A 16,122-nucleotide genomic window follows, 5' to 3' on the forward strand; every position below is an offset into this window, starting at 1 on the left:
GATATTTAAAAATGATCTATGTTCGCCAATATAAATGGAGCGATTTAAACAAGGTGAAAAAGCGATACACCATACAAGAGGTCAAAATGAATTTATAAGCTAATTGCTAAAACATGGCTTTTAGTTTTTATAGTATTCATCCACAGCATAATAGTGAACCCTCTCTACCCATCGACCACGATTCAGCGTTCGCTCCGTCACTTTAACCTTTCCCGCTTGAACTGTTGCATCTTCAATAAACTCTTTGACTAAACTCAAGCCGTGTTTAGGAATCACGATATATTCCGAACGAATATGATAACAACACCCACTTTTATTGAAGGTTAAGATTCTTTTCTGTTTTGGATCGACCTCAAACATGCCCAAATTTTCATGAGTTAAGGCCGATAACTCCTGACTCAGCACAAATTTATTTTTAGTCCGATGAAAGACATAAACATCGTAAGTTGGCCCGCCATAAGCACCATAGTTACCATTACGGATGGCGACATCCTCACTGCCGTCAAAATTAAAGTCGGCAAAAATCACGGCACTTTGCTCACCATAAAGCTGCACCACATTGACAGATGGTTTGTCAGTTTCGTCCAGATCCATCGTCAATTCAGCCGAGGAAATACGCTGAAAGCGCTGTACCGTCCCTTTTAGGTAAAGATCAATATTGGCTTGTCCATCGCAGCTCCTGTCCGTACAGCTCGTCGTTATTTTTACATCATAGCGTTTCGATGCATTTTTTATTTCGAAGACTTGAGCCTGAGTAGTTTGACTCAAAACGAACCCACTAAAGATCAGCAACACCTGAAACGAAATCTGATTTATGTTCATCTTGTTTTCTTATTGAAAAGATACACATCATCTTAGCAAAAGCTGCAAACATAAAAAAACCACCCGAAGGTGGTCTCTATACACTCTAGGAGGAGGATTAGTGTCCACCACCATTGATTGCTTTGGTCATATCTTCAACCACTTTCTTCGCATCACCAAAGATCATCATGGTTTTTTCGTTATAGAATAAATCGTTGTCTAGACCTGCATAACCTGTCGCCATAGAGCGTTTGATGACCATAATGGTACGTGCTTTATGTGCTTCAAGAATTGGCATGCCATAGATTGGAGATGTTGGGTCGTCTTTCGCCGCAGGGTTCACCACGTCGTTCGCACCAATCACAAGCACCACATCTGTTGCAGGGAAGTCTGAGTTAATCTCATCCATCTCTAAGATGTCTTCATAAGCCACGTCTGCTTCAGCCAAAAGTACGTTCATGTGACCCGGCATACGACCTGCAACTGGGTGAATGGCAAAGCGCACTTTTACACCTTGTTCTTTCAAGATTTCACACAGTTCTTTCACAGCATTTTGTGCACGACCTTGCGCCATACCATAACCTGGTACGATCACAACGCTGTCTGCATTTGACATCAAGAAGCCTGCGTCATCTGCTGAACCAGAACGATGGTTACGCTGTGCTTGTTTGCCTTTGTCCGCAGAAGCTACCGCTGTACCGCCCATTGCACCACCAAACAAAACGTTGATGATTGAACGGTTCATGGCTTTACACATGATGTAAGACAGAATCGCACCTGAAGAACCCACCAGTGAACCCGCAACGATTAACATATTGTTTTCAAGTGTGAAACCAATACCTGCTGCTGCCCAACCAGAGAAGGAGTTCAATAGCGATACCACCACTGGCATATCACCGCCGCCGACTGGTGCAATCCACACCCAACCAAATGCAAGTGCAAGTGCAGTCATAGCCCAGAATGCATTCATGTTGCCTGTTGTGAAGAAGTACACACCACATGCCAACATTGCAAGGAAAATCAGTGCTTGTACAGGTTTAACCCATGCACCAGAAATGGTTTTTGCCCATTTTTTCGCAGCCAACTTACCATAAGCAAATACAGACGCTGTAAAGGTAATCGCTCCGACGAAACAGCCCACGAACAATTCAAATAAATGAACCTTGCTCATGTGTGCATGTTGCACACCCGCAGCAGTTAATGCAGTTTCATTTTGTGCAAATAAAGCAGTCAGTTGGTTGTTATGTAGAATTGCAGCTATTGCAATTAATACCGCAGCCAAGCCCACCAATGAGTGCATTAAAGCAACAGTTTCAGGCATCTGCGTCATAGGTACAGTACGCGCACGGGCAATACCCACTATCGCACCCAGCACCATCGCACCGCCAATCATCCAAATCACAGGATGATCTGCCACAAAGAAGGTGGTCACTACAGCAATCGCCATTGCGATCATGCCGTAACGGTTACCTTGAATTGCCGTTTTCGGGCCAGACAAACCACGTAAAGTTAAGATAAAGAGGACAGCACCAATCAGGTAGAACCAATCCGCATAGTCTCGAATGAATTCCATATATTAGCCCTCTTTTTTCTTTTGCTTTGGCTTGAACATTTCAAGCATACGCGCTGTTACTGCGAAGCCACCGAAAATATTGATACTTGCTAAGAACACCGCAATTGCACCTAAGATGCTCACCACATTCACACTTTGGAATGCAACATTCGCATCAACACCGATTGCAGGAATCCCCACCGTTTGAATCATTGCACCGACCACGATGATCGATGACAACGCATTGGTTACTGCCATAAGCGGTGTATGTAGTGCAGGCGTAACGCCCCACACAACGTAGTAGCCTACAAAGATGGCAAGGACGAAAATTGTAATTGTTTCAACCATGATCTATCTCCTTAACCACGCTTCAGCAGTACTTGACCGCCATGAGTTACTAGAAGGGCTTTTTGAATTTCTTCTTCAGGATTGATAGCAAAATTTTTCTCTGCATCAAATAAAGTATCTAAAAAGTTCAAGACATTTCGTGCATACAAAGCAGAAGCTTCAGTTGAAACCGTAGACGGAATGTTTGGAATCCCTAGAATGGTCACACCGTTGTCAGTCACAACATTTTCACCATTCTTAGAACCTTCAACGTTACCGCCTGTTTCAACCGCCATATCAAGGATGATTGAACCTGGTTTCATTTTGGCAACCGTTTCCGCCTTAATCAGACGTGGCGCATTACGACCTGGTAAAAGTGCAGTGGCAATCACGATGTCAGCATTCGATACAGCTTTGTCCACAATAATGGCTTGATCGCGGATATAGTCTTCACCTGGCATCCAGCCATAACCATTTTTCGCAGCATCGGCTGCTTTTTGCTGCTCTTCTGCTGACATAGGTACGTCTAACCATTTGCCACCCAAAGATTCCACCTGATCTTTCGCCGTCGGACGTAAATCCGTTGCTTCAACCACAGCACCCAAACGTTTTGCTGTCGCAATCGCTTGTAGACCTGCAACACCAACCCCCATGATCACGACACGTGCAGGTTTTACAGTACCCGCAGCCGTCATCAACATTGGGAACATGCGCTGGTACTCTGCCGCAGCAAGAAGCACAGACTTGTAACCGGACAAGTTAGCTTGTGAAGATAATACGTCCATGTTCTGCGCACGAGATAAAGTTCGTGGCAGTAGCTCCAAAGCAAATGCAGACACGTGTTGTGATGCAAATTGATCAAGCTCCGTATTACGGTACGGGTCAAACATGGCAATAACCGATGTATTTGGCGCAAGCTTTTGAATTTCAGCACCCTGAGGGGCACGTACTTTCAAAATCATTTGGCTACCGGTATAGGCATCATCTGTCAGCGTAGCACCGACTTGCTCATAAGCACTGTCGATATAAGCAGCTTTCACACCTGCTCTACGTTCAATCACTACACTATGACCAGCACTGATCAACTTTTTTACCGTTTCTGGCGTTGCGGCTACACGATTTTCACCGACGACAGTTTCGGCTGGAATTCCGATCTGCATGAGCGTCCCTCAAGCTAGTTTTTCTTAAAGTAAACATCACCGATTAGGCAATATTTTCTCACAGGATGTTCTTATGAATTTTTGGATTCTAATGAAACTTTTTTAAAATACCACCCACTATTTATTTAATAAATACCCATATACTGAACTGGTGATTCATAAAAAATATTGGGTGATATCTCGTTTATTTACTTTGAATCCGCTTAAAAATTGATTTATTTCTATTCAAATTCTGAGCTACAGATCTTTTTACACTAAAATCTGCACTTTTTTTGCACAAAACCAAGTCCTTTAATTCCGCAGTATTGATCTTTTTGACCAATCCAAGAATATGAACCACCACGTTCACATTAACCCGAACCTGTCATTCATCGAGCTTTGCCATCTGCCGTCGCGCAAACTTTGCAGGCATTGACTTGAATGACAGTTTTGCCCCATTTGCAAAAGCTTAGAATTGGCCTGTTCCTATGTTTCATCGATCAAAAATGCCAATGCTCAAAATTTAGTCCAACTGAAACGTATATTTGAAGTGGATCATATAAAAATACGAGGAAGGATTAATCACGTTTAAATAGATCTAAAACGCGGAACGACCAACAAAAATGTTTTTTTCATATTTTATGGGATGATAATGGCGTGCATTGACGCACTAGCCTTAAGCAAAAATGCACCATAATTAAGCAAAAACACTTTAAATAGATGAATATTTCAACAATCAGCCCCAAATGCTTGGTATGCTTTATGAGTGAAAATGATCGAATGCAACAATTTCATACAAAATAGACGGGTGCGTTCAGAATTTTTTAAAGATTTTTATCATTTTTTGACAGGAAATTCGAAATATCATTATTTTTTGATTGTATTAGACGAAAATACTCTCCTGAGAACAGGTCATGCTATTTTCTATGTCTTCATCTTCGACTCATTTTTTATGCAGTCTTTTCTCGCCTGTTTTAGGCTTTTGACCCAGCTTCGTATACAATTTCTGAAACGATGCATCTATTTAGCTCAAACATGATGTAAACGTCTTTCTGAAAAAAATACTCCCTCATCAAAGGCTCATTATGAATACCTCTTTCGACATCAGTCGAGACAAATCTCTGCTCTGGCTGATGGCAATTGTCTGTGGCTTATGTGCAGGGGCAAACTATTATTGCCAGCCTTTGATTTCCTCTATTCAGCAAAGCTTTCAAGCGCCAGAAGAACAAGTGGCTTTGACCGTGACCTTTGCGCAAGTCTCCTATGCTTTGGGTTTACTGTTCATTGTGCCCTTAGGCGACATGCTGAACAAAGCCAAACTGATTCCATTCCTGATGTTTGGCGCATCTGCTGGACTGTTTATCTGTGCGACATCTACCAACTTATCGATGCTCTGGCTAGGCACCATTATTACAGGACTCTTTTCTGTCGCAGCACAAGTACTGATTCCTCTGGCCACGATGGCAGTCAAACCTGAAAAAACGGGAGAAGTGGTCGGTTTCCTCATGAGTGGCTTATTGGTCGGGATTTTACTGTCGACCAGTGTGGCTGGATTACTCTCAGACTTATGGCACTGGAAAATGATTTATGTGCTGAGTGGCATCGCCATGTTTGCTTTGGCCCTTCTGATGAAAGGAAAACTACCCCAACTACCAAAACTTAAAATCACCTATTTCGACATTTTTAAGTCCATGGGGAGTCTGCTGCAACAAGAGCCTCGTTTGGTGTTTCGCTCAATCACGGGTGGATTTGCTTTTGCTGCCATGAGTATGCTGTTTTCAACCATTGCCCTACTTTTAACCTCTGAGCCATTTCAACTTTCGGATGTTTTAGTCGGCGTGGTAACTTTGGTCGGCGTATTTGGCGCACTCTCCACTCAGTGGATTGGTAAATGGGCCGATCGCGGTTATACCCTGCTTTTGACTTGGGTCGGCTGCGGGACGTTAGCCCTCAGTTGGGTGTTCCTATATTTAGGCGGGAGCTCACTCATCAGCTACATCATCGGTTATGCACTGATTAACTTAGGGCTTGCAACTACACATAGTTGTAACCAAAACGTGATTTTCCGTTTACGCCCCGATGCGAAGTCTCGGGTGAACTCCATCTATATGACATTATATTTTATTGGTGGCGCGTGTGGCTCGGCACTGGGTGTCTATGCATGGCATCACGGCGGCTGGAGCAGTACATGTTTAGTCGGTATTACACTGGTGATGATGGCGGGTGTCTTTGCTCTGCTGGATACCCTGTATAACAAAAAACAGGGTATTGCTTAACCCTTAAAAAGACAGTTGACTGAGTCAATTGTCTTTTGGTTTGGGCACTTCTTTTTGAGCGCTAACTGACCTGAGCCACGGGGTAAAAAGGTTTACCCAAATCGAGACTATCGGCATTTTCCAAAGCAATGTACAAAAATGCGGGCAGTAAAGCCGATAAAATTTGACAGCCATCTTGTAGCTGCTTGCGGTTCAATGAACTCTTATAGGTTGAACCACCATGCATCAGTTGATTTCTCAAGGTATATAAACGATTAAACAGTACCAGTAAAATATCAACCGAATGTTTCTGTTGTAGCGCTTTCGCCACTTTTTTCTTTTCTTGTTCAAGCTGAGCCTTACAGATCTCTAAACCAATTTTCTTATTTTGATAGTCCCAATACCCTTGATAGGTGTATTGGTTGTCTAAGAGCATACGAATAGGCTGACTAAATTTGTCCCATAAAATGCTATAAATTCTATGATCGACATCATGCTGGCAAATTAAATGCAAGAACTGACGTAAACTCTGTTTGTCCTGACTTTGCCCCAAGTCTTGTGCATATATCGCATTGAAGGAAATCCAGAGGCTGATAAATTGTAAATCGGGATCATGATCGAGCAGTAATGCCTGCTTTAGCCAACTCAGCCCACGATGTATTCTCAGATTAAACTCATCACTCTGTTGTACTTTTTTAGTTTTAAAAATTTCTTCTAAAAGCAACATCGGCTTTTCCTATACTTTATTCTTCTATGTATTCAACATACTGAATGATTAAGCTAAATTCAATTTAATCCTGCTAGGACCATAGTGATTGATAAATCCCGCTAGTTCAGTGTGAATGTTCTATCGAAAAAAACATTCTGTTTTCTATATTTCAATGTATCTAATGAATATTGGCTGCTCCTCTTACCATTAATTATAAGTTCTAAGCTTGATAAAAGCAGATAATATCTCTCAATGAATGTATTCCATTTTTGTGATAGTATTGCGTGCTATCGGAAATACCTGAATAAAATGAAGCATCGAGTTTCATTTTTCGTCCACTCCCAAAGATCCTCCTATCGGTAATGAATGCATTTCAGCTCACTACATTGTGCTGTATCTTGCTCAATAAATGGATTGACGCTTTGGCTTTGCGACATCTGATTTTCATGTAATTTCCCACATATTTCTTTGCACCGCTTCCGCTCTAAGACATAGGTTGTTCACCATGTCTTTGCAGACAAAAGCTGATAAACACTGATCAAGAGCCTGATTTTTTAATGAATACTGACAAAACCATTGAAACCCCTCAATCTCCACGAATTAGTGTTGCGCCGATGATGGATTGGACACTTAAAATAAAATAACAAATTAATATCAACAACTTAAATTGTATAAAATAATTTATGGTGTAAATTTGGCGTAAATTCTATTTTATGTACCAAAACTTAACTCTTCAACATTCTCACTTCCAAAAAGATTACTCACTGTAAGAAGTGCAGTGTCTGACAATGACTGAGTTGCCAGCACAGCAAGTCTCGTCATTGGGCGAGATATAGATACATAGAAAAGATTCCGAGCACGATAGAAACCTTTCATATTTGTCTTAGTCAGCTTTTTAGTTTCAAGTAGCTCAAGAAGCTGAGGCCAATTATAATGATTCCACCCTCCACCTAAGATTACCAATACATTATCAAACTCAGCACCCTTAACACTATGCTGGGTTGCAAAAGGGGTTAACTTTTCAATAAATCTTGTAACCTCGATAACTTCTTTATACGGGATTTCTCTTAATTTTTTATAACGTTGTGGTCTTGAAGACATTTCAACTTCAGGTATGCCCATCAATGAAATAAGCTCTTCCTCTCTTCTAAGTATACGATCAGGCAGAGATGGACGTTTAGTAATCTTTAAATGGTCTATAACTTGACCAATAGTCCCTTCTATTCTCAACTTTAGCAATCGATCCATATCTCTACGCCACAACATTTTATCTTCATGTTTTGTAATAGCAGGTCTAGCACCCAATATCTTAAACATATCTCCGTAATGTGATGAACTATAAGCCATGCACATTGGCTCTATTACTTCAGCAAAGAACCTAATGACCGGATCTTCCTTTTTTGTAAACTGTTCTGTACGACCTCTAAATAATTCAACAATTTTCGGATAACCTTGTTCAACTGCCAAAACATTGTGACTAAGCATTAATACTTTTGTCTTTTTTAAGTCCCACCCCTCTACTCTTAACCTAGCCATCAACTCTTCACGACAACTACGTGCTATGTCAGAAGGTAAATCTTCCTTTGAATGTGCTGTATTCGTTCTAGGCCCATTATAACTGTTAGTATGGAAAAACCGAGCTTCACCTTTGGCTTCTGGTAAGCTAACAACTTGTGGAAGCTCTGGGCGTAAAGCGTTTAGAACATTTACTACAGCAGGAACTGATCGAAAATTTGAACCCTTTGCAATTTCTTCAATTGGGTATTCAGCTAATTCATACTCACTACTATAAATAGTCTGCCAATGATCTCCGAAAAGACCTATGATTGGTCCAGTCTTCGACTTTAAAAAATAATCAGTAATAGCATCCATAAATTGACGATGAGTATCTTGATATTCATCAATAAAAATTACTGGAAATTGCTGACTAAATAACATCCGAAACTTTTCCTTAGCCAAAAGCATTGCCATCAATTCAGGAATATCATCATGATTAAGTGTAATGCGCATCTCATCTACACTAAAGAATCCCAGATCATATTCTACTAACTGTGATCCAATCCCCCCACTTTGTTCAACTTTCTCTTTTTTATCCTTTAGTTCAATTACCAAATCACGTATTGCCTTCTGAAATTGACGAATGAATGCCCAACAGAAGCCATGAATTGTGTCAACAAGAATTGCCGGATGATCTTCAATTTCTTGAGCAATCTCATTGCGTGCAACTTCTGTATAAGTAATACAAGCAACTTTTCTGCCTGACTGTACTAACGTTGAACCACGTTCGTCGATTAGTCTCTTGAGTGCAGCTACCAAAGAATATGTCTTACCTGCTCCCGCACCTGCTTCAAGTCTAAAACTATAACCCGCATCTAGAGCCTGATTGATCTTTCTCTGAGCTTCTTGTGCAGCAACTAGTGCAGGATTTTCTTTAATCTGACTCATGCTGCTCCTCCTTTGTCTAATGGTTCTAAATTTTGTATAGGAACATCAGATTCAGAAAGCCAAATCAGGCCTTCTCGAATATATCGAGGTACAACCCATTCTTTTACACGAATTGCATATTCTAAAGCGAAATCCGCTTTAGTAAGTCCCTGCGCATATTCCCAAGCTTCTGTAGCAACATCGTCTTCACTTGGTAATGGAAATTGATTAAGGTTCGCTAAAATAAGAGCATCTTCATAGCTTCTTGCACAAATATTAGTTTTTGGATCTTCAGGGATTTGGTAGGCAATTCGACGAAAGTTAACCTGCTTTTCTATGGCATTTTTAGCAATTAAATCAGCTGGAGATATTTGCCAAATTACTTTTTCATCTAAATCTTTAGGACGAAACCAATCCTTGATAGCCGCATTAGAGGTTCTCTCACCTTGAGCTACTGGACATTTTTCCCATATTTTGGTTTTTACTTTCTTCTTATTTTCTTTTTCCACCATTTTAGTTGAGTCTAAATCGGTAATGACTAGAGTCTTAAGTTCAAGAAAGTCGAGGAGTGGATAAAAAACATGAGCATGAGCCCCTCCAGCTTCAATACAAGTTACATACTGGCTTGCTAATTTTTGATGTTCTGGTAAGGATATATCAACTAATTCTCTGAGGCGAGGCATTAATAACCGTTCAGTTGTCCCTTCAACCATAATCACTTTATCTGCAAAATAAAGATCACACTTAGTCAGAGTCATGTATTTATGCAAGAACTCTTTATCAGCAGAAGATATTGTTTGCATGCCCTTTTTAAAATCTTTAACTTTAGTATTTCTAATACTTTTCACTGAATCTTTCTGGTTATAGAAATATCTTACTGCATCAAAACATGCCGCATTAGCAACATGAGAAGAATGTGTAGTAATAATAAACTGAACATTCCAAACGTCTTCTGCTGGATAGGCACTCGAAAGCTTTTGAATAGCAGCATTTAATTGATTAATGAAAACTTCCTGCATCTGTGGATGCAAATGAGCTTCAGGTTCTTCAATGAATATCAAATGGGCTGAAGGGCGAGTAATTTGAGATCGGTAAATTTTGTGATAGCTTTCAAGTTGTAGCAGCATATAGATTAAATTTCGCGTACCAAGACCATTATATCCCTCAGGTAAATGCACACCATCTGTACCGCTATAAACAACTTTTGTATGCCCAGACAAAAGTGCCTCTACATTTAATGAAGTTTCAGGCCTTAATTCAGTATCATTAAGACTTGGAAAACCCATCACCCCCATAACAGGTAATAACTTTTTGAGCATTTTGTCAAAATCACTTTGAACATTAAGCTCAATATCTTCAACAGATTTCTTTAATTTCGCAGCTAACTCTTGATCAGATTCTGTAGCCGTTGGTGCAGCAGCTGTTTTAAACAATTCACTAAGTAATTTTCCGATAACATCAGCCTCACCAAGCTTTGTCTTATCAAGAGTTCTTTGTGCTTGAACAAAGTTACATTGTAATAATGCTGCGAATGCTGAAGTACCCTCGAAATTTCTCTTATTAGACTTATCCGTCGGATCTATCGCACTAACATGCACTTCGTAAATTTTTGATAAATTATTACGTAAACACTTAAAAAAATGTATTTGAGGTTCCATACCTACTGGTGGTTGAGGTAAATCAAACAACAAATGCATTTTTGCTAAGACAGGCCTATATTCAATACAAGCAATCGCTGTTGTAGAGTCCATATCTAAATCAATGATAAATGGTGAAAGAGGTCCTAAAGTCGGGGCATCACTATCGTATCGAAATGTCAAAGAAAGAGTGATTATAGGCAGTGTATTATATATCTGCTCTGGACTTGCCCCCTCTTCTTTCAATTTTCTTGCATTTAAAAACTTCTCACGAGACAAACTAGAAAAATCTTCCAACCTAAAACGGGCTCCTGACTCACCACAAAAACAATCAAATATGCTAGTAAAAGATGTTTTTCCGCTATTATTTCGCCCAACAATCACAGTTGAATTCTTTTCTAATACAATCTCAATATCTTCAAGAAGTCTATACCCCTCAACTCTAACTTTTTCGATACGCATTGTTCCCCCCAAAATACATTGGTTATTGTAACTTTATCTATTTTTTCAAAGGTTTCGCCCAAGAAGAGCATGTAAATTATTTTGTGTAAATTACGTTCTTTATAAATGATTTTTTAGCTAGTCGTCCAAGCATTCGACAACTGCTCAGCCTGCTTCATCACCAACTCAATCGCTTCAGCTGCTTTATCAGGTGGATACTTCCAACGCTGCAAAGTACGACGTACTAATATTTTCAGCTGAGCACGCACACTATCCCGAACCTGCCAATCGACAGTCGTTGATTTCCGTAGCTTCTCTGTAATCTCTCGTGCGATCTGTTTCAGCGTATCGTCTCCAAGCTCTCTGACCGCACTTTCATTATTCGCCAAGGCATCGTAGAAAGCGATTTCATCAGGATTCAAACCAAGTGCAGCTTCACGCTGCATTTCGGCCTGAAACTCTTTTGCCATTTGAATGAGTTCTTCAATGACCTGAGAGGTTTCAATAGCTCGGTTATTGTATTTCCTCAAGGTTTCCTGCAAACGATCAGAGAAGCGTTTTTCCTGCACGACATTGTTTCGTGTCTTTGCCTTAATGCCATCATTGAGTAACTTTTCCAACAGTTCAACTGCCAAGTTACGGTATGGCATCTGCCGTACATCTTCTAAGAACTCATCTGAAAGCAAGCCAATGTTTGGTTTATCTAAACCACACATTGCAAAAACATCTGTTACCCCATCTGCAATGACAGCATTATCCAGAATCTGTTTTAGTGTACTGTCCTTTTCCGCTTGCGACAGTTTACGATCTACAGAGGTATGCTTGCTAATGACCGCTTTAATGGCTGAGTAAAAGGCAATTTCTTTGTGCAGGTTCTTCGCTTCATCCAAGGTGCTGCATAAAGAGAAGGCTTTATTGATTGCCAGGACTAAATCAAGAAAACGCTTTTTACCATCCTTTAAGCTCAGCACATAGTTGGCTGCGGGGATAATCAGTCGGTGTGCCTGAGTTTCATAAGCACTTAAATCCATGCCAACCTGTTCATTGGTTTTGGCAAACATTCCCCGTATCGCATCCATCTTTTCAGCAAGAACCGCATAAGCTTCTTCTGCACGTAATGTTGGTTCCCCTTTACCTTTGGCATCGGTATAGGTTTTTAAGGCTTGCTTCAATTCATTAGCAATGCCGATATAGTCAACAACTAGTCCACCCTGCTTATCTTTAAAGACACGGTTCACACGTGCAATGGCCTGCATGAGGTTATGGCCTTTCATTGGCTTATCTATATACATGGTGTGCGTACACGGTGCATCAAAACCTGTAAGCCACATATCGCGTACAATCACCAGTTGTAAAGGATCGTTTACGTCCTTAAAGCGTTTCTCAAGGCGTTTTTTAGTTTGCTTATTGTAGATATGCGGCTGTAATAATGGTTTATCTGAAGCTGAACCCGTCATCACAATTTTGATTTTGCCTTTTTCAGGATCAGGGTCATGCCAATCTGGACGTAAGGCAATAATCTCATTGTAAAGGTGGACACAGATCTCACGGCTCATGGTCACAATCATGCCTTTACCCGCCGTGGCTTCTGTACGGGCTTCAAAGTGTGCGACTAAATCCGCAGCAATCTGTTTCAGCCGTGGTGTGGCACCCACCAGCTTTTCTAGTCGGCTCCACTCACTTTTAGTCTTTTCTCGGTTACCAACATCTTCTTCATCTTCTACAACCTCATCGACTTGATCAGATAGCTCTTCAATTTCAGTCTGATTGATGTCCAGCTTTGCCAAGCGTGATTCGTAGTAGATCGGGACGGTTGCCCCATCATCCACGGCATCCTGAATGTCATAGATGGAAACATAATCACCAAAGACAGCTCGGGTATCTTTATCCTCACTCGAAATAGGGGTTCCAGTAAAGCCAATAAAAGCAGCATTCTTTAAAGCATCACGCATGTGCTTGGCATAGCCGAACTTGTATGTGCCATCATTATTTAGTTTTGCTTTCAAACCATATTGGCTACGATGTGCTTCATCTGACATCACCACAATATTGTGGCGTCCATTCAGTAATGGATGCTCACTCTCACCTTCCAATAATGCAAACTTTTGTACCGTGGTAAAGATGATGCCACCTGACTCACGCTCAGCTAAAAGCTGTCTCAGCTCATCGCGGTTATTGGCTTGTACTGGCGTTTGTTTTAATAGTTCTTGAGCATTACTAAAAGTTTCAAAGAGCTGTCCATCCAAGTCATTACGGTCGGTTACGATCAACAAGGTCGGGTTGTGCATAGCAGGCTGTTGTAAGAGTTTCCCCGCATAGCAGCACATGGAAATACTTTTACCCGAACCTTGGGTATGCCAAACAACACCTGCTTTTTTGTCTCCGGTTGGATTGGCTGCTGTAATGGTAGCCTGTACGGCTTCGCGTACTGCATGGAACTGATGATAGCCTGCAATTTTCTTAATAGTCTTTTCGCTATCTGTTTCAAACAACACAAAAAATCGGATGTAATCCAGAAACAACTCTCGATCAAAGAAGCCTCGAATAACTGTCTCTAGTTCCCATTCTAAAGCAGGTTTATCATCTTCATTCTTAATGGTACGCCACGGTAAAAAGCGTTCCTGATTCGCCGTAAGTGAACCGACACGAGCCGTTACCCCATCACTCACCACCAAGGCTTCATTAAAGACAAACAGATCGGAGATTTCTTCTTTGTAAGTTTGCAGCTGGTTAAAGGCATCCCAGATATCTGCATTTTCATCGGTTGGGCTTTTTAGCTCCAACACGGCAAACGGAATACCATTGATAAAACAGATGATGTCAGGGCGTCGCGGCTGCTTCACACCTAGAATGGTAAATTGATTGACCGCAACAAAACGGTTTTGATGCACATGATTAAAGTCCACCAAGAAGGCATGGTCATGTACCCAATCATCCTGTTTCTTATAGGTGACAGATACACCTTCCAATAACATACGATGGAAGGCACGGTTATTGGTCACCAAGTCCAGACTTTCAGGTTGATTCAGCTTTTGCAGAACTTGCTCAAAACAACTTACAGGTAAATGCGGATTCAAGCGTTCAAAAGCGGCCAGAACATCAGCTTCCAGTAAAATCTGTTTATAGTCTTTGCGTAAAGGAGTGCTACTATCAGGTGCAATATCAATACCATGAACGACTTCCCAGCCATTTTCGGCGAACCAATCAAGGCAAAGGTTTTCGAGTTGTGTTTCGTTCATGATTAATATTACCTGGTATGTTGTCTTTAAGTTTTTCTGATAGATAAAGTTTAAGTTTCTAAAGCACCAGGCCTTCTTTACGTGCTTTTTCCTCGTTTATTACAAATATATTCATATCGTTAATATTCCATAATTTTTTTATTTTATGTAAACGCTGTCTAAATTTGTCAGTTATTTGGGGTAAATGTTGATTAGGTACTTTAGGTATAATTAGCCTTAATTGAATTGTAGCTTTTTGCCAATCAATAAGTTTATGATTAGATGGTAGCTCTTGCTCTACAATAGAGTTTTGTTTTAAACACCCCATCATTTGTAATGGTAGTGCATTTTCAAACTTCTCAAAAATTTCATTCCAATAATTCTCATAATCGGATGTATTCCTAGGATTTGGTATACTCGATTTAGCTTCAACCATAAACATCTTTTGATTTTTTAAATAAGTAAACTCAACCATTTTAAAACCATTACCTAGAGATTTATGGCCTTTGGAATGTTCTATTTTATAAAAATCATCACGTGGGAAAGAACCAAAGCTCACTCCTGACTCTTCAAAAAAAATCATATATAATCAAACCCCTTGAAATTCAGCTTCAAAAAGTCGAATTGACTCATTAATGATCTCATTATCAGGTAGACCATCATTAAGCAAACAGGTTTGTTGCCAACTTCCATTTTCTGTTGCCATAAAAGTTGGAATAGGCATTTGATACTGATGAGCAATTAATACCAATTTTTTGATAACGTAATAAGAGTGAGTAGCAAGAAAAAATTGAATACCAGCTTTAGCAAGAACACTAATTATATCTAACAGTTGCACAATTGCTGTCGGATGCAAAGCAGACTCAGGTTCATCAATAAATACAATGGAATCTTTATCAAGATAGCGATTACCTAAAAGAGTATCAAGAATTGCAACCTTTTTAACACCTTCAGCTGTAGCCATCATTGAGTACTTACTATTTCCTTTTTTATAAATCCAGCTTTGGCTTTTATTATCGAATTCAACCTTCCCTGAAAACATATTTTCTAACTGTTTTCGAGAGCTTACAAACGCATCTGAATTACGCCCCTTTTGCGTAGGAATTTTAAGAGCAGTAATTAGATCGACATAAGTTGCATCAAAGCCAAATAATTTATCGATTACTGCCGACTTATGAATAACATCAATCAGTGACAATACTTCTTTAGGAGGTAGGAAAATTGAATTAGATTCTCTTTTGGTCAGATTATTGTGAATAGTACTTACTTTAACAGTTGTATCTTTTCCAAAACTAAATCCAAGTGAGCTATTGTCATCCAAGCTAATTGATACTGAGAGCTTTTTGCCCTCACCTTTGGTAACTATGTCACCAATTTTATCTGTTTGAAATGTCCAATATAATTTATCACTCAAAACATCGGAAAACTCTTGATTATTTTTCCCTCTATTGGACTCCTCATGGCTACGTATCGCACTATATAAAGCTTTGAGCAGAAAAGTTTTCCCTGTGCTGTTTTTACCCAAAATTAAGTTAATTTGTCCCAAATTTTTACCATGAGAACTAATAATTGGCCCATAGTTCTCTAAATCAAAATCTTTAATCATTCTTCATCTCACA

11 protein-coding genes are annotated in these 16,122 nt (G+C 40.0%); 1 reads left to right on the forward strand and 10 read right to left on the reverse strand.

From position 1 onward, the window contains the following. Nucleotides 1–120 precede the first annotated feature (120 nt). The 4 genes from AC4CU3_RS05760 to AC4CU3_RS05775 form a co-directional block, all read right to left on the reverse strand. Nucleotides 121–822 (reverse strand): FG-GAP repeat protein, encoded by a 702-nt coding sequence (locus tag AC4CU3_RS05760; protein ID WP_005400770.1) that lies wholly within the window; start codon nucleotides 820–822, stop codon nucleotides 121–123. Between the two features lie 97 nt (nucleotides 823–919). Next, a complete protein-coding gene (locus AC4CU3_RS05765; protein WP_005400771.1) occupies nucleotides 920–2,374 on the reverse strand; it encodes an NAD(P)(+) transhydrogenase (Re/Si-specific) subunit beta in 1,455 nt (484 codons plus the stop codon). Between the two features lie 3 nt (nucleotides 2,375–2,377). Beyond that, nucleotides 2,378–2,701, reverse strand: a complete 324-nt coding sequence (locus AC4CU3_RS05770) for a proton-translocating transhydrogenase family protein (RefSeq protein ID WP_004692331.1) — start codon at nucleotides 2,699–2,701, stop codon at nucleotides 2,378–2,380. 11 nt (nucleotides 2,702–2,712) lie between these two features. Next, nucleotides 2,713–3,840 (reverse strand): NAD(P) transhydrogenase subunit alpha, encoded by a 1,128-nt coding sequence (locus AC4CU3_RS05775; RefSeq protein ID WP_279044021.1) that lies wholly within the window; start codon nucleotides 3,838–3,840, stop codon nucleotides 2,713–2,715. A 1,064-nt stretch (nucleotides 3,841–4,904) separates the two neighbouring features. Between AC4CU3_RS05775 and AC4CU3_RS05780 the strand changes: the two genes are divergently transcribed. Further along, the gene (locus tag AC4CU3_RS05780) at nucleotides 4,905–6,095 is read left to right on the forward strand and encodes an MFS transporter (protein ID WP_005400773.1); all 1,191 of its coding nucleotides are present in this window, start codon (nucleotides 4,905–4,907) and stop codon (nucleotides 6,093–6,095) included. A gap of 61 nt (nucleotides 6,096–6,156) precedes the next feature. Here AC4CU3_RS05780 and AC4CU3_RS05785 read toward each other — a convergent pair whose 3' ends face one another. The 6 genes from AC4CU3_RS05785 to AC4CU3_RS05810 form a co-directional block, all read right to left on the reverse strand. Beyond that, nucleotides 6,157–6,801 (reverse strand): HEPN domain-containing protein, encoded by a 645-nt coding sequence (locus tag AC4CU3_RS05785; protein ID WP_005400774.1) that lies wholly within the window; start codon nucleotides 6,799–6,801, stop codon nucleotides 6,157–6,159. Between the two features lie 693 nt (nucleotides 6,802–7,494). Next, complete coding sequence (locus AC4CU3_RS05790) at nucleotides 7,495–9,228, reverse strand: UvrD-helicase domain-containing protein (protein ID WP_279044019.1); 1,734 nt, start codon at nucleotides 9,226–9,228, stop codon at nucleotides 7,495–7,497. Beyond that, nucleotides 9,225–11,306 carry an ATP-dependent nuclease gene (locus tag AC4CU3_RS05795; RefSeq protein WP_005400776.1) on the reverse strand — a complete coding sequence of 694 codons (2,082 nt, stop codon included), beginning with the start codon at nucleotides 11,304–11,306 and terminating at the stop codon, nucleotides 9,225–9,227. The genes AC4CU3_RS05790 and AC4CU3_RS05795 overlap by 4 nt, the downstream gene beginning before the upstream one ends. Before the next feature lie 113 nt (nucleotides 11,307–11,419). Beyond that, complete coding sequence (locus AC4CU3_RS05800; RefSeq protein WP_005400777.1) at nucleotides 11,420–14,524, reverse strand: type I restriction endonuclease subunit R; 3,105 nt, start codon at nucleotides 14,522–14,524, stop codon at nucleotides 11,420–11,422. 58 nt (nucleotides 14,525–14,582) lie between these two features. Continuing rightward, nucleotides 14,583–15,086 (reverse strand): hypothetical protein, encoded by a 504-nt coding sequence (locus AC4CU3_RS05805; RefSeq protein WP_005400778.1) that lies wholly within the window; start codon nucleotides 15,084–15,086, stop codon nucleotides 14,583–14,585. Between the two features lie 6 nt (nucleotides 15,087–15,092). Further along, nucleotides 15,093–16,109 carry an AAA family ATPase gene (locus AC4CU3_RS05810; RefSeq protein ID WP_005400779.1) on the reverse strand — a complete coding sequence of 339 codons (1,017 nt, stop codon included), beginning with the start codon at nucleotides 16,107–16,109 and terminating at the stop codon, nucleotides 15,093–15,095. Between the last annotated feature and the right edge of the window lie 13 nt (nucleotides 16,110–16,122).

This window comes from Acinetobacter sp. 802_lipA, assembly GCF_058242885.1.